This window comes from Bradyrhizobium sp. USDA 4503, from assembly GCF_054055815.1.
On sequence record NZ_JBSRXS010000001.1, the window covers coordinates 6,620,818 to 6,646,925 of the forward strand.

Sequence of the window (26,108 nt, forward strand, 5' to 3'; positions counted from 1 at the left end):
GCGGCCGTATTCCCGGCCTGAAGTCGACATTCAAGGCCCGGAGCCTGACCCAAAATGGACTCCTTCGAACTCAACAAAATCCTGGGTGCGGTTCTCGGCACCTGCATCGTCGTCCTGGTGATGAGCTTTGCCGCCAGCGCGAAATTCGCGCCGAAGCTGCCGGAGAAGCCGGGTTTTGAGATCGCTGTGAAGGAAGAGTCCCATGGCGGCGGCGGCGAGGCCGCTGCGGCCGCATCCGAGCCGATCGAGAAGCTGTTGCAGACCGCTTCAGTCGAGAAGGGCGCCGCGGCCGCCAAGAAGTGCCAGGCCTGCCACACCTTCGAGAAGGGCGGTCCCAACCGCGTCGGTCCGAACCTGTTCGGCGTCGTCGGCGAGAAGAAGGGCGAGGGCCGTGGCTTCAATTTCTCGGCCGCGATGAAGGGCAAGGGCGGCGAATGGTCCTTCGACGACCTCAACAAGTTCCTGACCAACCCGAAGGGCTTCATCCCCGGCACCGCGATGGGCTTTGCCGGCGTGCCGAAGGACAGCGAGCGCGCCGACATCATCGCCTATCTGAATTCGAACTCGGAGCACCCGGCCCCGCTCCCGACCGCCTCGAAGTAACGATTTGCTTCGCGCAAGCATGCGGATGAAACGGCCAGGCAATGCCTGGCCGTTTTCGCATGGGGAACGGTCGTCCCCCTTTTGGGGTTGCAGGGGTTGTTATCGAGACGTTTCGCCGCAGCGGATCGGTTCCGGACCGGCTATCATTAGGAAAAAGCAACGTAAGTGGTCGAACCGTTGCCGTATATTGAGGTCCATCTAGGCGGGGTCAGCAACAGGAATTCCGGATTTGGCAATCACCCGACGACACCTCCTTCAGGGCAGCGCACTGGCAGCAGTGGCTCCGGCACTCGGATTGAACTCTGGCGTGTCAGCGATAACGCCGGTACTCGCCGACGTCCCCAGTGGGCTCAAGTGGCGGCACGGCCTGTCGCTCTTCGGTAACGTCAAATACCCGGCTGACTTCAAGCGATTTGACTACGTCAATCCGGATGCACCGAAGGGGGGCCTTGTTCGGCAAATCGCAATCGGCACTTTCGATAATTTCAACATTGTTGTCTCGGGTGTGAAAGGCTCCATCGCGGGCGCTGTCGCCTTGATTTATGAATCGCTGACGACGCCATCGCTCGACGAAGTCTCAACGGAGTACGGATCGCTGGCGGAGGCAGCAAGTTACCCGGACGACTTCTCCTCTGTCGTTTACCGTCTGCGCCCTCAGGCAAAGTGGCATGACGGAGCACCGGTTACTCCAGAAGACGTGATCTTCTCGCTCGACGCCTTCAAGACGCATCACCCGATGTTTTCCGCCTATTACAGCCATGTCGTGAGGGCGGAGAAGCTTAGTGATCGCGAAGTGAAATTTGTCTTCGATATGCCGGGCAACCGCGAACTGCCACAGATCGTAGGCCAGCTTACGATCTTGCCCAAGCATTGGTGGGAAGGCACCGATAGCCAAGGACGCAAACGCGATATCTCCGCGACAACGCTGGAGCAGCCGCTAGGGTCGGGACCGTATCGGATCAAGGAATTTGTCGCAGGGCGGACTGTGACTTTGGAGCGCGTCAAGGACCATTGGGCGCGGGATCTCGCGATCAATGTGGGGCGCAATAACTTCGACGAACTTCGCTACGAATACTTCAGGGATCCGACGGTTGCGATCGAGGCATTCAAGGGCGATCAGATCGATTGGCGTTTGGAGAACAGCGCGAAGGCATGGGCGACCGCCTATAATTTTCCGGCTGTCACCGACAAGCGCGTGGTGCTGGAAGAGTTTCCGAACCGCAGTTCGGGCATCATGCAGGCCTTTGTCCCGAACCAGCGGCGCGCCAAATTCAAGGATCCGCGTGTTCGCCGCGCCCTGAACTATGCGTTCGACTTCGAGGAGGTCAACAAGCTGCTCTTCTTCGGCCAATACAAGCGCATCATTAGCTACTTTGATGGCGCCGAGGAGTTGATGGCGACTGGGCTGCCGCAAGGCAAGGAACTCGCGATTCTTGAATCCATGCGTGATCAAGTGCCTGCCGAAGTGTTCACGACGGTCTATGCGAATCCGGTCGGCGGCAATCCAGAAGCAGTGCGCGAAAATCTCCGTGAAGCATCTCGTCTGCTCAAGGAGGCTGGGTACGAGGTACGAGACAGGAAGCTCGTGGATCCAAAGAGCGGAGAGCCGTTCTCCATCGAATTGTTGAGCGAGGATCCGAATTTCGAAAGGATCATGCTGGCTTACAAGCCAGCACTCGAGCGGCTCGGATTTTCGGTCACGGTACGCACGATCGATCCAATCCAATACGAGAACCGGATTCGCAATTGGGATTTTGACGTCGTCATCGGGTCCTGGGGGGAATCCTTGTCACCCGGAAACGAGCAGCGTGAATACTGGGGATCGAAAGCTGCGGATACGGCCGGATCGCGCAATCTTGCCGGCATCAAGAACCCGATAATCGACAAGCTGATCGAGCGGGTGATTTTTGCGACGGATCGCGAAGATCTCGTCGCGGCGACGAAAGCGCTCGATCGCGTGTTATTGTGGAACCATTACGTCGTCCCGCAATGGAACTACCCGAAGGTCCGTACAGCCCGCTGGGATCGCTTCGGCCGTCCGGCCGAGTTGCCCAAATATGGACAATCGGGGTTCCCAGCGATTTGGTGGTACGACGCCGACAAGGCGGCCAAGCTCAAGCGTTCATAAAACTCAAGGATTCGCGCATGGCGCTATTCTCCCGTCGGCACGCACTCGGCCTCGGCATCGGTGCGTTGAGTGCTGCAGGCTTGCGTGCTGCGCCGGCAGTGGCCGACAACGGAACCGAGATGCACGGCATGTCGGTGTTCGGCGACCTGAAATATCCGGCGGATTTCAAGATCTTCGACTACGTCAATCCGAAGGCGCCGAAGGGCGGGGCGTTCTCAATGATCCCTTCGACCCGTGCCTACAACCAGTCCTTCTTTACGTTCAGTTCGTTCAACGCGTTCATCCTGAAGGGTGAAGGCGCGAAGGGCATGGAGATGACCTTCGATTCGTTGATGGCACGCGCGGGCGATGAACCTGACGCGATGTACGGCCTGGCCGCAAGATCGGTCTCGATTTCTCCCGACAAGCTCACCTACCGCTTCACGATGCGGCCCGAGGCTCGCTTTCACGACGGCTCGAAGCTGACTGCGCAGGATGTCGCGTTCTCGCTCAATACGCTGAAGGAGAAGGGGCATCCGTTGATCGTCGTGCAACTGCGCGATTTCGTGAAGGCCGAGGCGCCCGACGACGGCACCGTGATCGTGACCTTCGCGCCTAATCGCGCGCGCGACGTGCCGCTTTATGTTGCGGGTCTGCCGATCTTCTCGAAGGCCTATTACGCGAAGCGGCAGTTTGATGAGTCCACGCTCGAAGTTCCGCTGGGCTCCGGGCCGTACATGGTCGGCAAGTTCGAGGTCAATCGTTACGTCGAGTATAACCGCCTCAAGGATTGGTGGGCAGCCGACTTGCCGGTCAATCGCGGCAGTTACAATTTCGACACCGTGCGCTACGAGTTCTACCGTGATCGCGATGTCGCGTTCGAAGGCTTCACAGGCAAAAATTATCTGTTTCGCGAGGAATTCACGTCCCGTGTCTGGGCGACGCGGTACGATTTCCCGGCTATCAAGGACGGGCGGGTCAAGCGCGAGACATTGCCGGACGAAACACCGTCCGGTGGGCAGGGTTGGTTCATTAACACCCGTCTCGACAAGTTCAAAGACCCGCGCGTTCGCGAAGCGCTAATCTATGCCTTCGATTTCGAATGGACCAACAAGACCATCATGTACGACGCTTACGCGCGCAGCGTCTCGCCTTTCCAGAATTCGGACATGGTGGCTAGTGGACTACCTTCGCCCGAGGAATTGAAACTGCTCGAACCATTCCGCGGCCAAGTGCCGGATGAGGTGTTCGGCGAGCCCTTTGTGCCGCCGGTGTCGGATGGATCGGGACAGGACCGCGCACTGCTGCGAAAGGCGACGCAGTTGCTCAACGATGCAGGATGCGTCGTCAAGGATGGCAAGCGGCGATTGCCTAACGGCGACCCGCTTACGATCGAGTTCCTGCTAGATGAGCCGACTTTCCAGCCGCATCACGCCAGCTTCATCAAGAATCTCAAGCCGCTTGGCATCGATGCCAACATCAGGCAGATCGACGCAGTGCAGTATCGTGCGCGTGTTGAGGCTTTCGATTTTGAGGTGACGACCCAGCGTATATCCATGTCGGCGACGCCGGGTGACAGCCTGAGGCCTTACTTCTCGTCCCAGGCTGCGACCACCAGGGGCTCCTACAATCTGGCGGGCGTTGCCAACCCGGCGATCGACGCATTGATCGAAAAAGCTATCGCTGCCGAGACGCGGGCGGACTTAACCTTTGCCTGCCGCGCGCTCGATCGCGTCTTCCGTGCCGGCCGCTATTGGGTGCCACAATGGTATTCTAACAAGCACCGTGTCGCCTATTGGGACCAGTTCGGGCATCCGGAGAAGCCGGCGAAATATGCGGGCGTCGGCGCCCCGGAGAACTGGTGGTATGATGCGGCCAAGGCCGCGAAGCTCGAGCAGGCGAAGTAGCCGATGAGCGCCTATATCGCCCGACGTATCTTCCTGATGCTGCCGACGCTGCTTGGCAATCCTGTTCGTCTCCTTCGTGGTCGTGCAGTTTGCTCCCGGCGGTCCGGTCGAGCGCGTCATCGCGCAGATCAACGGCGCCGACACCGGCGGCACATCGCGCGTGTCGGGAGGCGGCGGCGATTTCGGCGCGCAGCGCGGCCAGGGCGCGGGCGCAGGCGCGGCCATCAATTCGAAATACCGCGGCGCGCAGGGGCTCGACCCGGATTTCATCAAGAAGCTCGAGGTGCAGTTCGGCTTCGACAAGCCGGCGCCCGAGCGGTTCGCGTTGATGGTCTGGAATTTCGCGCGGTTCGATTTCGGCAACAGCTATTTCCGCAGTGTCAGCGTGCTGCAGTTGATCAAGGAGAAGCTGCCGGTCTCGATGTCGCTCGGCATCTGGATGACGCTGCTGACCTATCTTATCTCGATCCCGCTCGGCATCCGCAAGGCGGTGCAGGACGGCTCGCGGTTCGATACCTGGACCTCGGCGGTGATCATCATCGGCTTTGCGATCCCGGGCTTCCTGTTCGCGATCCTCCTGATCGTGCTGTTTGCCGGCGGCTCGTTCCTCAACATCTTCCCGCTGCGCGGCCTGACCTCGGACGGCTGGTCGCAATTCCCCTGGTACTGGAAGATTATCGACTATTTCTGGCACCTGACGCTGCCGCTGGTGTCGATGGCGCTCGGCGCCTTCGCCACCATGACCCTGCTGACCAAGAATTCGTTTCTCGACGAGATACGCAAGCAATATGTGATGACCGCGCGCGCCAAGGGTTGCAGCGAGCGCCAGGTGCTGTACGGCCACATCTTCCGCAACGCCATGCTGATCGTGATCGCAGGCTTCCCGGGCGCGTTCATTCACGCGTTCTTCTCCGGCTCGCTCTTGATCGAAACCATCTTCTCGCTCGACGGGCTCGGCCTGCTTGGCTTCGAGAGCGTGTTGAACCGCGACTATCCGGTGGTGTTCGGGACGTTGTTCATCTTCTCGCTGGTCGGACTGGTGGTCAATCTGCTCTCCGATCTCGCCTATATGTGGATCGATCCCAGGATCGACTTCGAAGCGCGGGAGGTCTGATGACGATGCTCGCGCCCCAGCCGGTCGAGACCACGACGCAATCGCCGCTCGGCGAAACGGTGCCCGCCACGCACCACGCCTTTTCGCCGTCGCCGCTGAACAAGCGACGCTGGCAGAACTTCAAGGCCAATCGCCGCGGCTACTGGTCGTTCTGGATCTTCCTCGTGCTGTTCGTGGCGTCGCTGTTTGCCAATTTCATCGCCAACGACAAGCCGCTGGTCGTCAAATATGACGGCCGGCTCTACTGGCCGGTGGTGTTCACCTATGCCGAGACCACCTTCGGCGGCGACTTCGAGACCGCGGCCGATTATCGCGACCCCTATTTGCAGAAGCAGATCGCCGCCAAGGGCGGCAGCATGATCTGGCCGCCGATCCGTTACTCCTACGACAGCCGCAACCTCGACCCGCCGACGGCGGTGCCGTCGAAGCCGACCTGGCTGTTGACCGAAGAGCAGTGCAAGGACGTGGTCAAGCGGAAGGGCCTGACCGGCTGCCGCGACCTCGAATACAATTGGCTCGGCACCGACGATCAGGGCCGCGACGTGGTCGCGCGGCTGATCTACGGCTTCCGCATCTCGGTGCTGTTCGGACTGACGCTGACCATCCTGTCCTCGATCATCGGCATCGCCGCCGGCGGCGTGCAGGGCTATTTCGGCGGCTGGACCGATCTCATCTTCCAGCGGCTGATCGAGATCTGGACCGCGATCCCCTCGCTCTATCTGCTGTTGATCATCTCGGCGGTGCTGCCGCCGGGCTTCTTCATCCTGCTCGGCATCCTCCTGCTATTCTCGTGGGTGTCGCTGGTCGGGCTGGTGCGCGCCGAGTTCCTGCGCGGCCGCAATTTCGAATACATCCAGGCGGCGCGTGCGCTCGGCGTCTCCAACGGCGTCATCATGTTCCGCCATCTGCTGCCGAACGCGATGGTCGCCACCATGACATTCCTGCCCTTCATCGTCTCGTCCTCGGTGATGACGCTGACGGCGCTGGATTTCCTCGGCTTCGGCCTGCCGCCCGGCTCGCCCTCGCTCGGCGAGTTGCTGTCGCAGGGCAAGGCCAACGTGCAAGCGCCGTGGCTCGGCCTCACCGGATTCTTCTCGGTCGCGATCATGCTGTCGCTCCTGATCTTCATCGGCGAAGCCGCGCGCGACGCCTTCGATCCACGCAAGACGTTCTCGAAGGGCTGAGGCATGGACGCGATCAACCAGCCTTTGCTCGATGTCCGCGATCTCTCGGTCGCCTTCGGCCGCGCGCTTGCGGTCGACGGCATCTCGTTCTCGATCAAGCGCGGCGAATGCGTCGCGCTGGTCGGCGAATCCGGTTCGGGAAAATCCGTCAGCGCGCTGTCGGTGCTGAAGCTGCTGCCCTATCCGACGGCATCGCATCCGTCAGGCGCGATCCGTTTCCGCGGCCGCGACCTCCTGACCGCGTCCGACCAGGAGATGCGCAAGGTTCGCGGCAACGACATCTCGATCATCTTCCAGGAGCCGATGACCTCGCTCAATCCGCTCCATACCATCGAGACCCAGATCGGCGAGATCCTGTCGCTGCACAGGGGCATCGGGGGCCAGGCGGCGCAGGCGCGAACGCTGGAATTGCTGGGCCAGGTCGGCATCCCCGAGCCGGAGACCCGGCTCAAGAGCTATCCGCATCAATTGTCCGGCGGCCAGCGCCAGCGCGTGATGATCGCGATGGCGCTCGCCAACGAGCCCGATCTTTTGATCGCGGACGAGCCGACCACCGCGCTCGACGTCACCGTGCAGGCGCAGATCCTGGCGCTGCTGGCCGAGATCCGCGCGCGGCTCGGCATGAGCCTGTTGTTCATCACCCACGATCTCGGCATCGTCCGCCGCATCGCCGACACGGTCTGCGTGATGAACAACGGCAAGATCGTCGAGCAGGGGCCGGTCGAGCAGGTCTTCACCGCGCCGAAGCACGCCTATACCCAAGCGCTGCTCGCGGCCGAGCCGAAGCCCGATCCGGCGCCGCCGCAGCCGGGCGCAGCGGTCGTGATGTCGGCGGACAATCTCAAGGTCTGGTTTCCGATCAAGCGCGGGCTGTTGCGCTCGACCGTCGGCCACATCAAGGCGGTCGATGGCGTCAGCCTCGCGGTGCGCAAGGGCGAGACCCTCGGCGTGGTCGGCGAATCCGGCTCCGGCAAGACCACGCTCGGGCTCGCGCTGCTCCGGCTGATTTCGTCCGATGGTCCGATCGTGTTCCTCGGCAACGACATCCAGGGCCTGCGCTTCAAGCAGATGCGGCCGTTCCGCCGCGACATGCAGATAGTGTTCCAGGACCCGTTCGGCTCGCTCAGCCCGCGCATGTCGGTGGCCGACATCATTGCCGAGGGCCTTGAGGTGCACCAGAAGCAGCTGTCGCGCGAGGAGCGCGAGGCGCGGGTGATCAAGGCAATGAAGGATGTCGGGCTCGATCCGGACTGGCGCTTCCGCTATCCGCACGAATTCTCCGGCGGCCAGCGCCAGCGCATCTCGATCGCGCGCGCGGTCGTGCTGGAGCCGAACTTCGTCGTGCTGGACGAGCCGACCAGCGCGCTCGACATGCTGCTGCAGGCTCAGATGGTCGACCTGTTGCGCGACCTGCAGCGCAAGCGCGATCTCACCTACATGTTCATCTCGCACGATCTGCGCGTGGTCGCCTCGCTGGCGAGCCATCTGATCGTGATGAAATCGGGCAAGGTGGAGGAGGAGGGACCGGCCTCCGAGCTGTTCAAGAATCCGAAGAGCGACTACACCCGAGCGCTGTTCGCCGCCGCATTCCGCATCGAAGCGGCCGGCGACGGTGCAGTGGCGACGTAGGCATCTTCGTCGTTCCACGTCATCCCCGCGCAACGGCTTTGCCGTTGTCGCTGGAGGTGCGAGCCTTGCGGCGCAATTGCGCCGCTGGGCGAGCCTCGAAGGGTGGCGTGGCCGGACTGGGGCCGTCCATCCTTCGAGACGCGCTTCGCGCTCCTCAGGATGACGGGAATGTATATTGCTCAAAGCCGCTTGATCGCCAGGACTTCGCTGCCGGCGGTCTTGATCCGCGCGATCGCAGCCTGCGTGTTCTCCACCACCGTTGCCATGTGATGCGCGTTGGCGTGCACGATCGTTGTCGCGTCGCGCACGATGGCGACATGGCCCTTCCAGAACATCAGGTCGCCGCGCTGCAGCTGCTTGGATTCCGCGACCGTCAATTCGCGGCCGAGGCCTTCCTGCTGCATGTCGCTGTCGCGCGGGCAGCCGGTGCCGGCGGCGGTCAGCGCGATCTGCACCAGGCCAGAGCAATCGATCCCGAGGCTCGACTTGCCGCCCCACAGATAGGGTGAGCCGACGAATTGCTTGGCGATCGCAACGAAATCACCTGCCATCGTGTCGAGCGGCGCGAGATGCTGGCGTGGCAGATGCCAGCCCTCGCGGGTCACCGCGAACGCACCGTCCTCGCGGACGATGGCGAGCTTTGTCCCCATCGCCAGTGCCTCGACCGGCGGCAGCTTGATCGACGGGCCCGGATACGCCAGCGTGCGCAGCGCTGTGACCTTGTGCGTCGGGGCGGCGCCGGGCTTGGCCAGCGCGGCCTCGGGAATCCAGCCGACATAGCCGTCATCGGCGAGCTGGCCCCAGGCCCAGCCTTCGCCGTTGCGATCGTACACCGTGACGCGCTCGCCCCGGAGCGCCTGCGTCATCTGTTCGGCATCGCTCGCCGGCGCCTGGCGTAGCGGCGCGATGGCGTCGCCGACCTCGAGCACTTCGCCTTCGACGAAGCGCAACGCCTGGACCTTGCCCTCGAGATATTTCGCCGCGAGGTCGTCGCGGGCCGGTGTCAGACGGGGGTCATGCATAGCGCTGGCTCAGCAATTTGTAGATCGCGCGCGCCGCCTGGCACTCGCCGCCTTCGGGACGGCCGGGCTTTGCCGACGGCGTCCAGCCGTAGATGTCGACGTGCAGCCAGCTCCTCGCGTGCTCGACGAAGCGCTGCAGGAACAGCGCGCAGGTGATCGAGCCCGCGAAACCGCCTGACGGTGCGTTGGTGATGTCGGCGGTCTTGGAGTCGAGCCAGGCGTCGTAGGCCGGCCACAGCGGCATCCGCCAGAGCGGGTCGTTCTCGCTCTTCGCACAGGATGCGACGTCGCCGGCGAGCGCCTCGTCATTGGTGTAGAACGGCGGCAGATCGGGGCCCAGCGCCACCCGCGCGGCGCCGGTCAGCGTGCCCAGATCGACCAAAAGATCGGGCGTCTCCTCGTCGGCGAGCGCCAGCGCGTCGGCGAGCACCAGCCGCCCTTCGGCGTCGGTGTTGCCGATCTCGACGGTGATGCCCTTGCGCGACTTGAAGATGTCGAGCGGGCGGAACGCGTTGCCGGCAACCGCGTTCTCGACCGCCGGGATCAGCACGCGCAGCCGCAGCTTGAGCTTCGCGTCCATCACCATCTGGGCCAGCGCCAGCACGTTGGCGGCGCCGCCCATGTCCTTCTTCATGATGAGCATGCCGCTCGAAGGCTTGAGATCGAGCCCGCCGGTGTCGAAGCAGACACCCTTGCCGACCAGCGTCACCTTCGGATGGGCGGGGTCGCCCCAGCTCAGCTCGATCAATCGCGGTGACCGCGTCGACGCTATGCCGACGGCGTGGATCAGCGGGAAGTTCTGGGCGAGCTCGTCGCCGTCGATGCAATTGAAGGCAGCGCCGAACCGCGTCGCGAGGTCGCGCGCCACCTCGGCGAGCTCGGCCGGTCCCATGTCGTTGGACGGCGTGTTGATGAGATCGCGCGCCAGCGCCGCGGCATCCGCCATCCGGGTGATCTCCGCCGTGTCGACGCCGTCGGGCGGCACCAGCCGGACTTCGGGAGCCTTGTTGGTGCGATACCGGCCGAAGCGGTAGCAGCCGAGCGCGAAGGCGAGCGCGGCAAGTCTGGTGTCGTGCGGCGCATTGGCGAAGCGGTAGACGCCGGGCGGCAGCAGGCCGGGCAGGGCGCCGGGCCGGAACGGATCGCGCGCCTTGTGGTCGGCGTCCTCGAGACCGAACAGCACCTGCGCGATGCCGCCGTCTGCCGTCGGCAGGACGAGCAATTTTCCCGCCTTGGCCACGAAGCCATTGGCCGCCGCGAACTGGCGCGCCGGCGCCGGCAGCTCGCCCTGAATCGCATCCCATGTCGCCTTGGTGACGAAGGTGATCGGCGTGGCGGCGGTCGTGGCGGTCTCGAACACGGATGGCATGCGGCTCTCGGTTCTGGCGTCGTTGGTGGGCTACTACACGCCTTTCGCCACGGATGGTAGCGCGCCAACGGTTCACGCGCCGTGCAGGCCGGAACCGGAGCGTCGGCTGCCGGCGCCGCCAGTTAACCAGACGTTAGGGTTAACAGTCTATTGCTGGCACGCTCGGCTGGAACCGTTCGCCCGATTTCGTGAGTCACAGTGCCATGTGTCGACAGTCCAATCTGACCCGGCATCTTGCTTCCGCAGCCCTTCTGGCGGTCCTGGCCGCAGGGCTTGGCGGTTGCCAGACCATGTCCGACGTGGCGGGATCGATCACGTCGCGGTCCGATCCCACGCCCGATGATCCGCGCCGGGCCGTCGAGGCCTATGGCGAGCGCTATCGCAAGAATCCCAAGGATGTCGCTGCCGCGGTCGCCTACGGCCAGGCCCTGCGCATGACCGGCCAGCGCTCGCAGGCCTGCGCCGTGCTCGAGCAGGCCACGATCGCCAACCCCGGCAACAAGGCGCTGCTCGCCGCCTATGGCCGCGCGCTGGCCGACAACGGCAATTCGCAGGCTGCATTCGACGTGCTGAGCCGCGCGCACAGCCCGGACAATCCGGACTGGCGGATCCTGTCCGTGCAGGGCACCACGCTCGACACGATGAACCGGCACGAGGAGGCGCGGCGCTATTACGCCAGTGCGCTCAGGCTGGCTCCGGACGAGCCGTCGGTGCTGTCCAATCTCGGCTTGTCCTACATGCTGACCAAGGATTTGCCGAAAGCGGAAGAGACGCTGCGCCAGGCCTACGCCAGCGCTCGCGCCGACACCCGGATCCGGCAGAACCTTGCGCTGGTCGTCGGCCTGCAGGGCCGCTTCGCGGAGGCGGAAACGATCGTCAAGGCCGACCTGCCGTCGGATGAGGCCGCGGCCAACGTCGCTTATCTCCGCGACATGCTGAACCGCAAGGACGGCCCGCGGACCGCGTCGCGTGCGGCGCCGGTCGTCGCCAAGGACGACTAAACCAAACGCGGCAGCTCCACCGCCCCTTGAAAAAGGGAGGTCGCTTTGCTCGTGAGAGCAAAGCGGGTGGGGATCATCTCTCCACGAGGAGCGGTGTCTGCGGCTGACTCCCATCCCGGCCTTCCCCCTTTCAGAGGGAAGGAGAGAGGCAGCCGGCGCAGGCGAGGCAACTCAATGCATCGTGGCGATCTTGATGTAGGACGGGCCGAGGATCACGATGAACAGGCAGGGCAGGAAGAACAGGATCATCGGTACCGTCAGCTTGGGCGGCAGTGCCGCGGCCTTCTTCTCGGCCTCGTTCATCCGCATGTCGCGGTTTTCCTGCGCCATCACGCGGAGGCTCTGGCCGAGCGGCGTGCCGTAGCGTTCGGACTGCTGCAAGGCCATGCACACCGACTTCACGCCTTCGAGGCCGGTGCGGCGCGCCAGGTTCTCGTAGGCGGTCTTGCGATCCTGCAAATAGGACAGTTCCGCGGTCGTCAGCGCAAACTCCTCCGACAGCGCGACCGATTGCCCGGCGATCTCGTTGGCCACTTTCCGGAACGCGACCTCGACCGACATGCCCGACTCGATGCAGATCAGCAGCAGGTCGAGCGAATCCGGGAACGCGCGCTTGATCTGGAGCTGGCGCTTGGAGATCGCGTTCTTCAGGAACAGCATCGGCGCCTGCAGGCCGGCATAGGCCGCGCCGACGCAAATGCCGATCTTGAGCGTGAGCGACCAGTTCGCGCCGGCAATGAAGAACGTATAGATGATCGCGCCGATCAGCATCAGGATCGGCGTGACCGCCCGCGCTGCCAGGAAATAGACATACGGAGCGTGGCCGCGATAGCCCGCCATCACCAGCTTCTCGATCGCCGCTTCCTGGGCCAGCCATTTGGTGAGGTTCAGGTCATCCACCATCTTGGAGACGGCCTGCTTCGGCGTCTGGCGCAGCGTCACCTTTTCCGACTTGGAGAGACGGTCGCGCTCGCGCTGCCGCAGGCGCTCGCGCTCGCTGGCGACCGCCTTCATGCGCTTGTTGAGATCGCCGCCGGCGAGCAGCGGCATCACCAGCGTGTAGACCGTCGCGCTTGCCGCGAAGAAGGCAAGCAGCATGGTCATGAACCTGACGTCGTGGAGCTTGGCGACCAGAATATCAATCATGCTGCACCGTCAGAAATCGAAGTTGATCATCTTCTTCATCACCAGCACGCCCATCGACATCCAGATCGCGCAGGCCACCAGCATGAGCTGGCCCATCGAATTGGTCCACAGCAGGGCGATGTAGTCCGGCGTCGTCAGGAACACGAGGATCATCACGATCGGCGGCAGCGAGCCGATGATGGCGGCGGAGGCCTTCGCTTCCATCGACATCGCCTGGATCTTCTCGGCCATCTTCTTGCGGTCGCGCAGCACCCGCGACAGGTTGCCGAGCGCTTCCGACAAATTGCCGCCGGACTTCTGCTGGATCGCGATCACGATGCCGAAGAAGTTGGCCTCCGGCAGCGGCATCCGCTCGTAGAGCCGGGCACAGGCTTCGCCGAGCGGCATGCCGATCGCCTGGGTCTCGATGATGGCGAGAAATTCGCTGCGCAGCGGCTCCGGCGCGTCGTTGACGACCGCCTTGAGCGATTCGAACAGCGGCAGGCCGGCCTTGATGCCGCGCACGATGACGTCGACGGCGTCAGGCAGCGACTTCAGGAACGCCTTTTCCCGCCGCTTCTTCAGGAAGCCGAGCACCCAGCGCGGCAGGCCGAGACCCATGGCAAAGCCGATGCCGGCCGCGCCGAGCAGGCCTCCGCCAACCATGAAGGCCACGCCGAACCCGAACAGGCCAAGGGCGCCGGAGATCATCCAGAATTTCTGCTCCGACCACTCCAGTCCGGCCTGCGAGATGCGCACGCCGAGCGGGACTTTCTTGTCCTTCTGCCGACGCGCCTCGAGCTCCTTCAGCGATCCCTCTACCTGCTCGCGGCGGGAGCGTTGCGTGCGGTCGGCGTTTCGTGTCGTCGTGGGTTCGCTGCGCGCCACCGACGCGCGCCGCGACTCGGCCTTCTTCTCCCCCGAAAGGTAGGGGTACAGGAAGACCCAAGCGATGCCGCCGACCGTCGTGGCGGCGAGGAAGGCGAGAGCCAGAGTTTGCGCCTGCATCCTGCGTTCCCCTAGACCGGCGCCGGGGCGTCGGAAGCGTCCAGCGCCGCCGCAAGCCGCTTCTCTTCATTGTAGTAGCGCGCACGCTCCCAGAAGCGCGGCCGGCCGATGCCGGTCGAGCGGTGCTTGCCGATGATCTTGCCGTTGGCGTCTTCCCCGACCACGTCGTAGAGGAAGATGTCCTGGGTGATGATGGTGTCGCCTTCCATGCCCATCACCTCGGTGATGTGCGTGATGCGGCGCGAACCGTCGCGCAGGCGCGCCGCTTGCACGATGATGTCGACCGAGGCGCAGATCATCTCGCGAATGGTGCGTGACGGAAGCGAGAAGCCGCCCATGGTGATCATGGATTCGCAGCGCGACAGTGCTTCGCGCGGATTGTTGGCGTGCAGCGTGCCCATCGAGCCGTCGTGGCCGGTGTTCATGGCCTGCAACAGATCGAACGCTTCGGGTCCGCGGACTTCGCCGACGATGATGCGCTCCGGGCGCATACGCAGGCAGTTGCGGACCAGTTCGCGCATCGTCACCTGGCCCTCGCCCTCGATGTTCGGCGGCCGGGTTTCCAGCCGCACCACATGCGGCTGCTGCAGCTGAAGCTCGGCGGCGTCTTCGCAGGTGATGATGCGTTCGTCGTGCTCGATATAGTTGGTCAGGCAGTTCAGCAGCGTGGTCTTGCCCGAGCCGGTGCCGCCGGAAATGATCACGTTGCAGCGGACGCGGCCGATGATCTGCAGGATGGTCGCCCCTTCGGGGGTGATCGCGCCGAACTTGACGAGCTGCTCCAGCGTCAGCTTGTCCTTCTTGAATTTGCGGATGGTGAGCGCGGGCCCGTCGATCGCCAGCGGCGGCACGATGGCGTTGACGCGCGAACCGTCGGCGAGGCGGGCGTCGCAGATCGGCGAGGATTCGTCGACGCGCCGGCCGACCTGGCTGACGATGCGCTGGCAGATGTTGAGCAGCTGCTGGTTGTCGCGAAAGCGGATGCCGGTGCGCTGGATCTTGCCGGCGACTTCGATGAACACGGTGCCTGCGCCGTTGACCATGATGTCGGCGATGTCGTCGCGCGACAGCAGCGGCTCCAGCGGGCCGTAGCCGAGCACGTCGTTGCAGATGTCGTCGAGCAACTCCTCCTGCTCGGCGATCGACATCACGATGTTCTTGATCGCGATGATCTCGTTGACGATGTCGCGGATTTCCTCGCGCGCCGATTCGCTGTCCAGCTTGGCGAGCTGGGCAAGGTCGATCGCCTCGATCAGGGCGCCGAAGATCGTCGCCTTGACTTGGTAGTAGTTGTCGGAGCGGCGGGCTTCGACGGCGGGGGCAGGCGGTGGCTTGCTGGGTGCCAGCGGCGGCGACGAGATCGCCGGTGCGACGGACTCGCGCGACATCGCCGGCGCGCCGGCTGGCTCCGGCGCCTGAAACGCGGGCTTGGGTGCCCGCACGTCCCCATCGTTTCCGCTACGCTTACCAAACACGACGTCTTGACTCCACGCGGACCACTATTTGGACCGCAGCTTTTCGAGCAGGGGCGACAGGAAGGACCCCCTCGGCTTCTTGGTCTCGCCGCGGCCTGTCAGCCGCTGCGCCATCTGCAGAAACATCTCGACCGCGCGGTGGTTGGCGGAAATCTCGGCGATCATCTGGCCGTTGTTGGCCGCCGAACCGAAGATCTGCGGATCGAACGGGATGGCAGCGATCGGCTGGCTTTCGATCGCCTTGGCGAACTCGCCGGCCGCGATCTCGGGACGCTTCGGCACGCCGACCTGGTTCAGGCAGTACAGCGGCGCGCGGTCGTTGGGCCGCGAGGCCTTCAGCAGGTCGAACATGTTCTTGGCATTGCGCAGATTGGCGAGGTCGGGCGCCGCCACGATCAGGATGTCGTCGGCCGCGATCAATGCGCGCTTGGTCCAGCCGGACCATTGATGCGGCACGTCGAGCACGATGCAGGGCATCGTGGTCCGCAGCGTATCGAAGATCGCATCGAACGCCTCGGCGCCGAAATCGTAGACCTTGTCCAGTGTCGCCGGCGCCGCCAGCAGGCTCAGATGGTCGGTGCATTTCGACAGCAGGCGGTCGACGAAGGCGGTATCGACGCGGTCCGGCGAGAACACGGCATCGGCGATGCCCTGAGCGGGATCCTGGTTGTAGTTGAGGCCGGCGGTGCCGAAGGCGAGGTCGAGGTCGGCGACCACGGAATCAAGCGCCAGGTCGCGGGCAATCGCCCAGGCGACATTGTGGGCGATGGTCGAGGCGCCGACACCGCCCTTGGCACCGACAACGGCGACGATGCGGCCGACCGCCTTGGCTTCCGGTGCCGAGAACAGGTTACAGACCGCGCGCACCACGTCGATCGCATGGGCCGGCGCGATCACGTAATCGCTGACGCCGCGGCGCACCAGCTCGCGATACAGGGTGACGTCGTTGACGCGGCCGATCACGACCACGCGGGTGCCGGCGTCGCACACCGTTGCGAGCTGATCGAGGCCGGCCAGGATGTCGCCGCGGCCCTCGGTCTCGAGGATGATGACGTTGGGCGTCGGCGCCGAGCGATAGGCCTCGATGGCGGCCGCCATGCCGCCCATCTGGATCTTGAGGTGAGCCTTGGCCAGCCGGCGATCCTCGCCCGCCGACTGCACGGCGGCAGCGGTCTCGACCGTTTCGCAGAACGCCTGGACCGAAACCCGTGGCGCCGGAGCAATATGGTCGTCCACGGCCTGCGGCGGGGCGTCCGTCTGCTCTTCGGAGTTTTGCTGCGCGTAGGTGATCATTTTCCTGTGTCGCTTAGCTTGGCCCTGTCGGACTCGGGATAACTCGTGGCGGTGGTGGTGCCCTTGCGATACTTGTCGAAGGCGATGTTACGACGCGACGTATAGGCAGGGGTCTCCGCGCGCGGCTGCACGAGGTCGGTCGGGTCTTCGACCATGGCTGCAAGGTTGCGCTGATTGGCGCAGCCGAAATTGTAGTACTGCTTGTTCTCGATGTAGGACCCGTTGTGGATCGACGGGCCGAGATCTTCCGGCCAGAGACCGCACGGCCCGGCGACCGCTTTCATCTTTGGATAGTTCACGCGGATCGCGGGCATCTGGCGCGGATCCTCGGGATGGTATTTGCGAACGAGGATCCCGCGCGGCGGCACGCCGGCGGCGGCGAACGTGGCCTGGATCTCGCGCAGCGATTCCTGGGCGGTCCGTGCGTTCGGCGTGTCGGCGGGAACGTCGATGGTGACGGCGCCGGTCCCCTCGCGCATCCAGTCCTGCGCCATCCCCATCACCTCGGCGCGCTGCTCCGCAGTCAGGCCGCCGCGGCTGCGGCCGACGAAGACCACGATCGAGCGATCAGCCTCGGTGACCGCGATCGGATGGCGCTGGCGATAGTCGGCCGGTGCGTTCACCATCGCGAAACTGTTGTCGGCGGCGTGCTGGCAGGCGCCGAGCGTCATCGCGAGGCTGACGAGCGCTCCGGCGAGAGCGATGCCGCGCTGGTAACCGGCGGATGTCCTGGATGTGGTCTGTGTCATCGTCCGCCTCAGTCCGTAATGAAGCCGTAAGTGCCGCGGTAATTCCGCGCCGGCTCGGTGCGGCCGGGCACGCCGTAGACGCGATTGATGCTGCCGAGCAGGTCGGCCTGCGGGTCGGACGCGTTGGCGAAGCCGTCATCCGGACGCGACAGGTCCTTCTGCGCCACCGCGCGAACGACATAGGGCGTCACCAGCACCATCATTTCGGTCTGGTTGTTGACGAAGTCCCGGCTGCGGAACAGCGTTCCGAGCACCGGCAGCGACGCCAGCCCGGGAAGGCCGTTGATCGCCTGCTTGGTCTGGTCCTGGATCAGGCCGGCCATCGCCATCGAGCCGCCCGAAGGAATTTCCAGCGTGGTCTCGGCGCGCCGGGTCTTGATCGAGGGGATCGTCGTTCCGCCGGCGCCGCCGGTCAGCGAATTCTCGGTCGAGACTTCCGACACTTCCGTCATCACGCGCAGGCTGATCCGTCCCTCGGTCAGCACCACGGGCGTGAAGTTGAGCGAAATGCCGAACTTCTTGAAGCTGACGGTCTGAACGCAATTCCCGATCGCGCCTCCCGTCGTCGTCTGACAGGTCACGCCGGTCGGAATTGGAAACTCGCCGCCCGAGATGAAGGTCGCCGATTCGCCGGAGATCGCGGTCAGGTTCGGCTCGGCGAGTGTCCGCACCACGCCTGCGCTTTCCATGGCGCGGAGCGTCGCCGACACCGATGGGGCCGCGCCGAACGAAGTGGTGAGGGCGTTGCCGGGCACCAGCGGTGCGTTGTTCGCCGTGAACGGGTTGTTGTTGGTGAACTTCACCACGGTGGTGCCGTAGTTGAGGTTCGCGGTGAGGTCGATGCCGAGCTGCTTGATCAGGCTGCGCGAGACTTCGGCGACCGTCACCTTCAGCATCACCTGGTCGCGGCCGCGAACCGTGATGGAGTTCACAACCTTGTCGGCGCTGCCGACCAGCCGCGTGGCGATCTCGCCGGCCTGCTGCGCTTCGATCGGGCTCGCCGCGCTTCCGGTCAGCATGACGCCCTCGCCGACACCCTCGATCTGGATATCGGCGTTCGGCAGCGCTGCACGCAGGGCCGCGCGCACGCCGTTGAGGTCGCGCTTGACCGCGATGTCATAGGCCGCGATCTGCTGGCCGGCGGCGTCGAAGAACACGATGTTGGTCTGGCCGACCGTCGCGCCGATGATGTAGGCGCGTTGCGCCGAGCGGACCACGGCATTGGCGATCTTGGGATCGGCGACCAGCACGTCCTTGATGTCCCTCGGCAGATCGATCACCACCGATTTGCCGACGCCGAGTGAGAGGAAGCGGGCATTCATCTGGCCGTCGGCCGCGGCGGGAGCGGCGCGGTAGTCGCCCGCCACCACCGGCGTCAGTGCCGGGTTGAGCGTGAGCGCCGCGACGGCCGAGAACGACAATGCGCGGACCATGAAGGCCCGCATCGTCCGTTGAGTTGCCCCGCCCTTCATCACCTGTGTCCTCATGGTCACTTCTGCATCGTTGCCTGGTTGGCAACGCCAAAGCGGATGACGTTGATCGTCTCACCGCGTCTCTGGTGGTTGTCCTCGATCCTGACGTCGGTCCCGTTGTTATCGGCGATGCTGCGCAGCGCCAGCGACAGGACGCCGCTCTGGCGCGCCCGCGCCAGCGTCTCGGTCTGGTCAGGCTTCAGCTCCAGCGTCACTGTCTTGCCGATCAGTGCGTTGGTGCCGTCCTTCTCCTTCGGCGCCTGGTCGATCGCAAGGACGCGGATATTGGTCAGGATGACCTCGGAATTGACGATGTCGGCGCCGTTGCGGTCGGGATTCTTGTCCCGCTTCGACAGCAGGACGTCGACCCGGTCGTTCGGCAGGATGAAGCCGCCGGCACCGGTCTCGGGAGAGATTTCGGTCGATACCGCCCGCATGCCCGTCGGCAGGATCGCGGCCATGAAGCCGCTTCCGTCGGCCTTGACGAGCTTCTGCTCGCGGATCGGCTCGCCCTGGATGAACGGGGCGCGCGCGATCGAGCCGGTGACGTCCTTGATGGCGTCGGCGTGGCTGTCCTTGCGCATGAAGCTGGCGCTGGCGGTCGCCGCCGGCCAGGTCTGCCACTGCAGGTCTTCGGCCTTCACTGCCTGGCCGAGGCCGATGTCGGAGCGCGCGACCAGGATGTCGACGGTCGGCAGCTGCGCAACTGGCGGAGGAGCCGCCGGCTTGTCGTCGCTTCCGCTCGCCAAATAAAGCGCCGCAAGGCCGGCGCAGCCTGCAATTGCCAGGACCAGAATGCGGGCCTTATCCATTACGCTTCACTTTCCACATGACGCCGCGACGCTGCCGCCGCCGTGATGGGAGTTGACCAGCTATTCGTCAAAGCATGGTTAATGAGGCGTATCTAAATCGCCTTAACGGGCGGTTACCGCTGCTTTCTCAGCGCATGGCGAAGTGCGCGAGATCGATCGTCTTGATCCAGTCCGTCTCGGGATAAATCAGGAGGGCGCCGAGAGCGAGTGCGATGCCGTAGGGAATTCCGGTCTGCTTGTCGTGCAGGCGGCTGAGCCAGGCCTGGGACGCGAGCGGGTAGGGCAATGGCCATTGCCGCAGCTGCAGCAAGAGCACGGTCAGCGCACCGCCGAACAGCGAGGCAAAGACCAGATAGGGCAGCAGGTGCTCGAACCCGAACCACAGGCTGGCCGCGGCCGCGACCTTGGCGTCTCCGCCGCCGACCCAGCCCATCGCGAACATGCCGAACGCCACCACCAGAACCAGCGCGCCTGCGCCGGCATGGGTGAGGATCTCGTGGACGCCCATCCCGGTCAGCGGCGCCAGGACAAAGAAGCCCGCCACCAGCGCCAGCGAAATCCGGTTCGGGATCGTCATGGTCAGGAGATCGCTCGCCGCCGCAAAGGCCATCAGGGCCGGAAACAGCATCAAGCGTGCGATGTCGAGGATCATGAATTCATGCCGTCAAGCTGGAGCTGCGGTCGAGACCCGACGCTAGCGGCCAATGGTGAACAATCGGAAAAGGATTACCGGCACCTTCAACAGAGGCTGCCGATCGGCCCCCGACAAATAGCAAAGGTCCCGGGATTGCCGGGACCTTTGATGCGAATTCGTCGAAGCCGGCTTACTTCAGCGAGCCCGAGATCGAGTTGAAGGTACCCGAGAGCTTCGTGCCGACGCCGTTGACTGCAGCGATGATCGCGATGGCGATACCGGTGGCGATCAGGCCGTACTCGATGGCGGTCGCGCCCGATTCGTCCTTCACGAAGCGCGAAACGAGGTTCTTCATAAAATCACTCCTGTGTACACGTGGCTGGTCGAACTAGATTTGGTCTCGCCGGCGTTCTCAGCACCGTGACCATTGCGGCACCCTAGTGTTGGACGATTTCGGCGCAGTTAATTTGATCGCATAAACTCTGCGGGAACCCGCTGATGTTGCGCACAGTAAATTTGGCATTAAACGGTCCGCTAAAATTGCGGATTGTTGCTGCGACCAGACATCCGGCGCCTATTCACGGCTCCTTAAGCGCACATCTATACCCATGGGGCTTCCGTAGTATGAGGCTGCCATGTCCACCCTCCCGATCGAAGTCATCGAGATGCTCGGCCAGACGATGATGAGGGTGGTGCCGATCACGATCGGCCTCGCGCTGTTCTTCACGGTGCTGACCCACTTCTGGGCCTGCAATCCCGGCAAGCCGTGGTGGCAGAAGCGCGAGCTGGTCACGGACATCTGCTACTGGTTCTTCGTGCCGGTATTCGCCCGCGTGCTGCGGATCGGGCTGCTGGTGGTGGGCGCGGCCGCGGTGTTCGATGTGCACGGTGCCGACGAGCTGATCTCGTTCTACGAGAACGGACACGGCCCGCTGGCGCAGCTGCCGCTCTGGCTGCAATCGATCATCTTCCTGGTCGCTTCCGACTTCATGCTGTACTGGCTGCACCGGATGTTTCACGGCGGCGGCTTCTGGAAGTACCACGCCATTCATCATTCCTCCGAGGATCTCGAATGGATCTCGGCGGCGCGCTTCCATCCCGTCAATCTGCTGATCGGCACGATCTCGGTCGACGTGATCCTGCTGATGGCCGGCATCTCGCCGAACATCATGCTGTGGGTCGGTCCCTTCACCACATTCCATTCCGCCTTCGTGCACGCCAACCTGAACTGGACGCTCGGCCCGTTCAAATATGTGATCGCCACGCCGGTGTTCCATCGCTGGCATCACACCGCGCTCGAGGAGGGTGGCGACACCAATTTCGCCGGCACGTTTCCGCTCTGGGACATTCTCTTCGGGACATTCCGCATGCCCGAAGGCAAGCTTCCGGATGATTACGGCGTCGACGCAGAGCAGGGCGTGCCGGCCGAAATCGGCGGACAGCTGGCCTATCCGTTCCGTCATTGACCGGACTGCGCGCGCATGAGTGCTGAGACCGCAACCATCCCACAGGCGCGGGCCTCGGTGTTCGCCGAAGTCCCGGCCTGGTTCTGGATGGCGTGCGGCGTCTATGCGTTGCTGCTGGTCGTCGGCGACAGGCTGCTCGCCGATTCCGACACCTACTGGCAGATTACCGTCGGTCGGTGGATCCTCGACCACCGCGCATTGCCGTCGGTCGATATCTATTCCTTCACCAAAGCGGGTGAGCCTTGGGTGTCGTCGTCGTGGCTGGCGCAGGTCCTGTTCGCGAAGGCCTACGACCTTGCCGGGTGGACCGGGCCTGCGGTGCTGGCCGCGGCCTGCGGTGCCGCCACCTTCGTGCTGCTCACCGCCATCCTCGGCCGCGCGCTGCCGGCAATCCATGCGAGCCTGATTGCGCTGGCGGCGCTGGTGCTGACATGCGGGCATCTGCTGGCCCGTCCGCATGTGCTTGCGCTGCCGATCATGATAGTCTGGGCGAACGGCCTGATGTTCGCCAGCGAACGCCGCGAGGCCCCCTCGTTCTGGCTGCTGCCGCTGATCGCGCTCTGGGCCAATCTGCATGGCGGCTTTCTGTTTGGCCTGGTGCTGGCCGGCGCCTTCGCGCTCGATGCGCTGTGGAACGCCGCGCCGGCGCAAAGATTGCCGCTGGCGCTGCGCTGGGCCGCATTCGGCCTCGGCGCGGTGGCCGCGTGCAGCGTGACGCCCTATGGCTGGGGGACGATCCTCGCCTCGCTCAGGATTCTCAGCCTCGGTGAACTGCTGCATCTCATCACGGAGTGGATGCCGGCGAGTTTCAGCCACGTCGATGCGTTCGAGCTGGCCATTCTCGGCCTGATCGGCGGGGCGCTCTATTGCGGGGTGAAGCTGCCGCTGCCGCGGATCGCCCTGGCGCTGGGCCTGCTGCACATGGCGCTATCCCATGTCAGGAATCTCGAGCTCTTCGCCCTGCTGTTGCCGCTGGCTGTGCTGACGCCGGTGGCAACCCAGTTCGGCCTGCGTGCCGCAAGCGTGGTCCGGCTGAAGGCCACGCCGGCCGTGATGCTGATCGCCGTGCTCTGCGCCGCGACCTGGTTCATCGCGGCGCGTCGGGACATGTCGCCGCCGACGATCCATTCGCCCGCTGCCGCCGTCGACGCGCTGAAGGCGCACAACGTGCAGCGCGTGCTCAATGATCTGCAGTTCGGCGGCTATCTGATCTGGCGCCAGGTGCCGGTGTTCGTCGACGGCCGTGCCGAGCTTTACGGCGAGAAATTCGAGATGGCCTATTATCGTGCGCTCCAGCTCAAGGACGTCAACGGCTTCCTCGACCTGCTCAAGACCTACAGGATCGATGCGGTGATGCTCGATCCGGCAACGCCCGCCTCCAAGTTTCTCGATCACATCGATGGATGGCAGCGCCTCTACGCCGACGATCGCGTGGTGGTGCATGTGCGTGGTGCCGGCTAGGCGGCGGTCCCCACGGGGGCATTTTTCCGCGGGATCACCGGGCCGTTGGTCGATCCGTTCCAGAAGTCGTGACATCCGCGCAATTCAGCGGTCGATTTTTGCTCTTCTTAAATGAATTGCCGTCAGATTTGCCTGCGTCGGGCGCCGGTCCGCTGCGTATCGCTTTTGCCGGCTTGTTAACGTCCCGGGGTAAGGTATGTCGTTTCAATTCCAGCGTATTGGCGCCGTCGCGCGCATTGGATTCATCTCGCTGGCCGCAGCCGTTCTGCTGTGGCCCGCATTCGCAACGGCCGCGCCGGATCCGGACCGGATTGCGGTCAATGTCGATCAGGCCAAGCTCGTCAAGCTGCCCGGCGGCATTTCCACCATCGTGGTCGGCAACCCGCTGATCGCCGACGTCACCCTGCAGAATGGCGGCGTTGTCGTCGTGACCGGCAAGGGCTACGGCGCGACCAACTTCATCGCACTCGACCGCACCGGCCAGGTGCTGGTGGATCGCCAGATCCAGGTCGAAGGTCCGACCGACCAGCTTGTCACCGTCTATCGCGGCGTCGATCGCGAGACCTACAGCTGCATGCCGGTCTGCCAGCGTCGCATCACCCTCGGCGACGGCGAGACCTACTTCAAGTCGACCATGGACCAGGCAGGCTCGCTCAACAGCCAGGCCTCCGGCTCGGGCGCGGCCGCGAAGCCGCAGAACTAGCGCGTGTCCGCGCCGGCGCTTCGCACGCCGGGGCAGCCGCCTGCCGCAGGCGGTTCATCCGACATGGTTAAGAAAGGCCTGACGGATCGGGTGGCCCTGTCTCGATCCGGCGAAATACTTCGACAATGAGTCTTGGGTAGTTGTTGCCGCCATGTTGATCCGGGGTCGTTGATGCCGCTACCCGCTCATTCTTTCACGCGCCTCCTCCATCGCTTTCGCAGAAACCGCCGTGGCGCGACCGCGGTCGAATTCGCGATGGTCGCGCCGCTGTTTTTCGGACTGCTGTTTGCGATCATCGAAGTGGCGATGATCTTCTTCGCGAGCCAGGTGCTGGAGACGGTGACGCAGGATTCTGCGCGCATGATCATGACCGGTCAGGCGCAGGGCGCAAGCTATACCCAGCAGCAGTTCAAGAACTACGTCTGCGGCCAGGTCAACCCGCTGTTCGATTGCGCCAACGGCATATCGGTCGACGTGCGCAGCTATCCCGCTGCGACGGGCTTCAGCAGCGTCAACATCGCGCCTCCAATCGATTCCAACAACGCATTCATTCCGGCCATGAAATGGTGTCCCGGCAAGGACGGCGACGTCGTGGTGGTCCGGCTGTTCTATCAGTGGCCGTTGTTCGTCACCAAGCTTGGCTTCAATGTCGCCAACCTCGCCAACGGCAAGCGGCTGCTGACCGCGACCGCGACATTCAAGAACGAGCCATCCGGGACCGCCGGGGCGACATGCTCATGAGCAACGTCATGAAAACCCAGGCAGCGGCCTTGCTGCGCTCCGTCGCGGCCCTCTGCAATGACCGCCGGGGCCTTGCTGCGGTCGAGTTCGCTTTCGTCCTGCCGCTGATGCTGGTGCTGTTCTTCGGCACCGTCGAGTTTTCATCCGGTGTCGCGGTCGACCGCAAGGTCACCTTGATGGCGCGCGCCGCGTCGGACCTGACCTCGCAGTCGACGCAGGTGGTGGATGCCGACCTGCAGAACTTCTTCAGTGCAAGCGTCGGCATCATGACGCCGTACGATCCGACGCCGACCAAGGTCACCTTGTCGGAGATCTACGTCGATGCCTCGAAGGTCGCGCGGATCCAGTGGAGCAAGGCGGGAGTGATGGCCACGGGCGCCACGCAGGCCACATTGACGGCCTCGAGCCGCAGCCAGGGTGATGTCGTGACCAGCGTCGTTCCGGCGGCGCTGCTGGTTGCGGGCACCTATCTGATCTTCAGCGAAGTCAGCTACAAATACGTTCCGACGGTCGGTTATGTGATGGCCAAGAGCGGCATCAATCTCACCGATGTCGCCTTCACAAGGCCGCGGCAGTCGGTTTGCGTGTTCTACGCCCCGACGTCCGCCACCATGCCGACGACCTGCTCGACCTATTAGAGCTTTCGAACGACGCGGACGCCGGTTGGCAATCCAGACAAAAAGGGCCGCACCCGAAGGTGCGGCCCTTGATGCTTTAGCGACAATTTCCTGGAGCTTCGCGCTCCCGGGAGATCGGCTTATCCGGCGGCGCGCAGATTGTCGGCCGAGGATTTGCCGGAACGGCGGTCAGCCACGATCTCGTAGGAGATCTTCTGGCCTTCACGCAGAGTGCCAAGGCCGGCGCGCTCGACTGCACTGATGTGCACGAACACGTCGTTCCCGCCTTCATCCGGCTGGATGAAGCCGTAGCCCTTGGTCGCGTTAAACCACTTCACGGTTCCCATGCTCACGTGGGTAGTCCCTTCTCAGATATACAAGTTCAAGACCCGCTGATCGGCGGGGTGGTGAGATCGAATTTTTGGAAGGGTCGTCAGCGTCTGAACCGGCTGTACCGGTATTGGCTAATGTCGTCCGGCCGAAAATCGATGGGTAGGATATTATTCGATAGAAGGCTTCAAAACAATCCTGAAAACAATCCTGACGTGCGCGATTTTTTGGCCGGCGCAGCCGCCGGCCAATTGTGCGCAGGACATCAGGACGTCATGCCCGCAGC

At 64.0% G+C, this 26,108-nt stretch carries 23 protein-coding genes and 1 pseudogene; 12 read left to right on the forward strand and 12 right to left on the reverse strand.

What is annotated here, in order from left to right; genetic code table 11:
- The first annotated feature begins 54 nt into the window (after positions 1–54).
- The 6 genes and pseudogenes from ACVMIH_RS31470 (at position 55) to ACVMIH_RS31495 (ending at position 8,544) form a co-directional block, all read left to right on the forward strand.
- Positions 55–603, forward strand: coding sequence for a c-type cytochrome (locus ACVMIH_RS31470; RefSeq protein ID WP_028342300.1), 549 nt, complete (start codon positions 55–57; stop codon positions 601–603).
- Positions 604–832: 229 nt separating this feature from the next.
- Positions 833–2,731: an extracellular solute-binding protein gene (locus ACVMIH_RS31475; protein ID WP_456864530.1), complete on the forward strand. Its 1,899-nt coding sequence runs from the start codon at positions 833–835 to the stop codon at positions 2,729–2,731.
- A gap of 17 nt (positions 2,732–2,748) precedes the next feature.
- Positions 2,749–4,617 (forward strand): extracellular solute-binding protein, encoded by a 1,869-nt coding sequence (locus ACVMIH_RS31480; protein ID WP_316395972.1) that lies wholly within the window; start codon positions 2,749–2,751, stop codon positions 4,615–4,617.
- Positions 4,618–4,620: 3 nt separating this feature from the next.
- A pseudogene (locus tag ACVMIH_RS31485) lies at positions 4,621–5,731 on the forward strand (microcin C ABC transporter permease YejB).
- Positions 5,731–6,915 carry an ABC transporter permease gene (locus tag ACVMIH_RS31490; RefSeq protein ID WP_057016108.1) on the forward strand — a complete coding sequence of 395 codons (1,185 nt, stop codon included), beginning with the start codon at positions 5,731–5,733 and terminating at the stop codon, positions 6,913–6,915. Before ACVMIH_RS31485 ends, ACVMIH_RS31490 begins: the two are co-directional and overlap by 1 nt.
- Before the next feature lie 3 nt (positions 6,916–6,918).
- Positions 6,919–8,544 carry an ABC transporter ATP-binding protein gene (locus ACVMIH_RS31495; protein ID WP_456783360.1) on the forward strand — a complete coding sequence of 542 codons (1,626 nt, stop codon included), beginning with the start codon at positions 6,919–6,921 and terminating at the stop codon, positions 8,542–8,544.
- A gap of 179 nt (positions 8,545–8,723) precedes the next feature.
- Here the strand turns inward: ACVMIH_RS31495 and ACVMIH_RS31500 are convergent, their stop codons facing one another.
- Together ACVMIH_RS31500 and ACVMIH_RS31505 are read right to left on the reverse strand one after the other, a co-directional pair.
- Positions 8,724–9,566 carry a C40 family peptidase gene (locus tag ACVMIH_RS31500; protein WP_456853537.1) on the reverse strand — a complete coding sequence of 281 codons (843 nt, stop codon included), beginning with the start codon at positions 9,564–9,566 and terminating at the stop codon, positions 8,724–8,726.
- Positions 9,559–10,935 (reverse strand): leucyl aminopeptidase family protein, encoded by a 1,377-nt coding sequence (locus tag ACVMIH_RS31505; protein WP_456853535.1) that lies wholly within the window; start codon positions 10,933–10,935, stop codon positions 9,559–9,561. The genes ACVMIH_RS31500 and ACVMIH_RS31505 overlap by 8 nt, the downstream gene beginning before the upstream one ends.
- A 203-nt stretch (positions 10,936–11,138) precedes the next feature.
- Between ACVMIH_RS31505 and ACVMIH_RS31510 the strand changes: the two genes are divergently transcribed.
- Positions 11,139–11,936, forward strand: a complete 798-nt coding sequence (locus tag ACVMIH_RS31510) for a tetratricopeptide repeat protein (RefSeq protein WP_456853533.1) — start codon at positions 11,139–11,141, stop codon at positions 11,934–11,936.
- 171 nt (positions 11,937–12,107) lie between these two features.
- Here ACVMIH_RS31510 and ACVMIH_RS31515 read toward each other — a convergent pair whose 3' ends face one another.
- The 9 genes from ACVMIH_RS31515 to ACVMIH_RS31555 all read right to left on the reverse strand — a co-directional run bounded on the left by ACVMIH_RS31515 (position 12,108) and on the right by ACVMIH_RS31555 (position 20,859).
- Positions 12,108–13,082: a type II secretion system F family protein gene (locus tag ACVMIH_RS31515; protein WP_038387579.1), complete on the reverse strand. Its 975-nt coding sequence runs from the start codon at positions 13,080–13,082 to the stop codon at positions 12,108–12,110.
- 9 nt (positions 13,083–13,091) lie between these two features.
- On the reverse strand, positions 13,092–14,069 hold the full coding sequence (locus ACVMIH_RS31520; protein WP_057016113.1) for a type II secretion system F family protein: 978 nt from the start codon (positions 14,067–14,069) through the stop codon (positions 13,092–13,094).
- An 11-nt stretch (positions 14,070–14,080) separates the two neighbouring features.
- Positions 14,081–15,544, reverse strand: coding sequence for a CpaF family protein (locus ACVMIH_RS31525; RefSeq protein ID WP_057016114.1), 1,464 nt, complete (start codon positions 15,542–15,544; stop codon positions 14,081–14,083).
- Positions 15,545–15,568: 24 nt separating this feature from the next.
- Entirely contained in the window at positions 15,569–16,837 is a 1,269-nt protein-coding gene (locus ACVMIH_RS31530) for an AAA family ATPase (RefSeq protein ID WP_018269598.1), read from the reverse strand.
- Positions 16,834–17,586, reverse strand: coding sequence for a CpaD family pilus assembly protein (locus tag ACVMIH_RS31535; RefSeq protein WP_057016115.1), 753 nt, complete (start codon positions 17,584–17,586; stop codon positions 16,834–16,836). Before ACVMIH_RS31535 ends, ACVMIH_RS31530 begins: the two co-directional genes overlap by 4 nt.
- Before the next feature lie 8 nt (positions 17,587–17,594).
- Positions 17,595–19,073, reverse strand: coding sequence for a type II and III secretion system protein family protein (locus ACVMIH_RS31540; RefSeq protein ID WP_141341582.1), 1,479 nt, complete (start codon positions 19,071–19,073; stop codon positions 17,595–17,597).
- Between the two features lie 2 nt (positions 19,074–19,075).
- On the reverse strand, positions 19,076–19,870 hold the full coding sequence (gene cpaB / locus ACVMIH_RS31545) for a Flp pilus assembly protein CpaB (protein ID WP_076824885.1): 795 nt from the start codon (positions 19,868–19,870) through the stop codon (positions 19,076–19,078).
- 127 nt (positions 19,871–19,997) lie between these two features.
- On the reverse strand, positions 19,998–20,522 hold the full coding sequence (locus ACVMIH_RS31550; protein ID WP_028334676.1) for an A24 family peptidase: 525 nt from the start codon (positions 20,520–20,522) through the stop codon (positions 19,998–20,000).
- 172 nt (positions 20,523–20,694) lie between these two features.
- Positions 20,695–20,859 carry a Flp family type IVb pilin gene (locus tag ACVMIH_RS31555; protein WP_016842642.1) on the reverse strand — a complete coding sequence of 55 codons (165 nt, stop codon included), beginning with the start codon at positions 20,857–20,859 and terminating at the stop codon, positions 20,695–20,697.
- Positions 20,860–21,139: 280 nt separating this feature from the next.
- Between ACVMIH_RS31555 and ACVMIH_RS31560 the strand changes: the two genes are divergently transcribed.
- The 5 genes from ACVMIH_RS31560 to ACVMIH_RS31580 all read left to right on the forward strand — a co-directional run bounded on the left by ACVMIH_RS31560 (position 21,140) and on the right by ACVMIH_RS31580 (position 25,513).
- Entirely contained in the window at positions 21,140–21,970 is an 831-nt protein-coding gene (locus ACVMIH_RS31560; protein ID WP_026192176.1) for a sterol desaturase family protein, read from the forward strand.
- 15 nt (positions 21,971–21,985) lie between these two features.
- Positions 21,986–23,431, forward strand: coding sequence for a hypothetical protein (locus tag ACVMIH_RS31565; protein ID WP_456864532.1), 1,446 nt, complete (start codon positions 21,986–21,988; stop codon positions 23,429–23,431).
- A gap of 196 nt (positions 23,432–23,627) precedes the next feature.
- Positions 23,628–24,134 (forward strand): pilus assembly protein N-terminal domain-containing protein, encoded by a 507-nt coding sequence (locus tag ACVMIH_RS31570; RefSeq protein WP_057016118.1) that lies wholly within the window; start codon positions 23,628–23,630, stop codon positions 24,132–24,134.
- Positions 24,135–24,305: 171 nt separating this feature from the next.
- Positions 24,306–24,875 (forward strand): TadE/TadG family type IV pilus assembly protein, encoded by a 570-nt coding sequence (locus tag ACVMIH_RS31575; protein ID WP_168858010.1) that lies wholly within the window; start codon positions 24,306–24,308, stop codon positions 24,873–24,875.
- Between the two features lie 8 nt (positions 24,876–24,883).
- Positions 24,884–25,513 carry a TadE/TadG family type IV pilus assembly protein gene (locus ACVMIH_RS31580; protein WP_168858009.1) on the forward strand — a complete coding sequence of 210 codons (630 nt, stop codon included), beginning with the start codon at positions 24,884–24,886 and terminating at the stop codon, positions 25,511–25,513.
- Positions 25,514–25,632: 119 nt separating this feature from the next.
- Here ACVMIH_RS31580 and ACVMIH_RS31585 read toward each other — a convergent pair whose 3' ends face one another.
- Entirely contained in the window at positions 25,633–25,845 is a 213-nt protein-coding gene (locus ACVMIH_RS31585) for a cold-shock protein (protein ID WP_016842648.1), read from the reverse strand.
- Positions 25,846–26,108 lie beyond the last annotated feature (263 nt).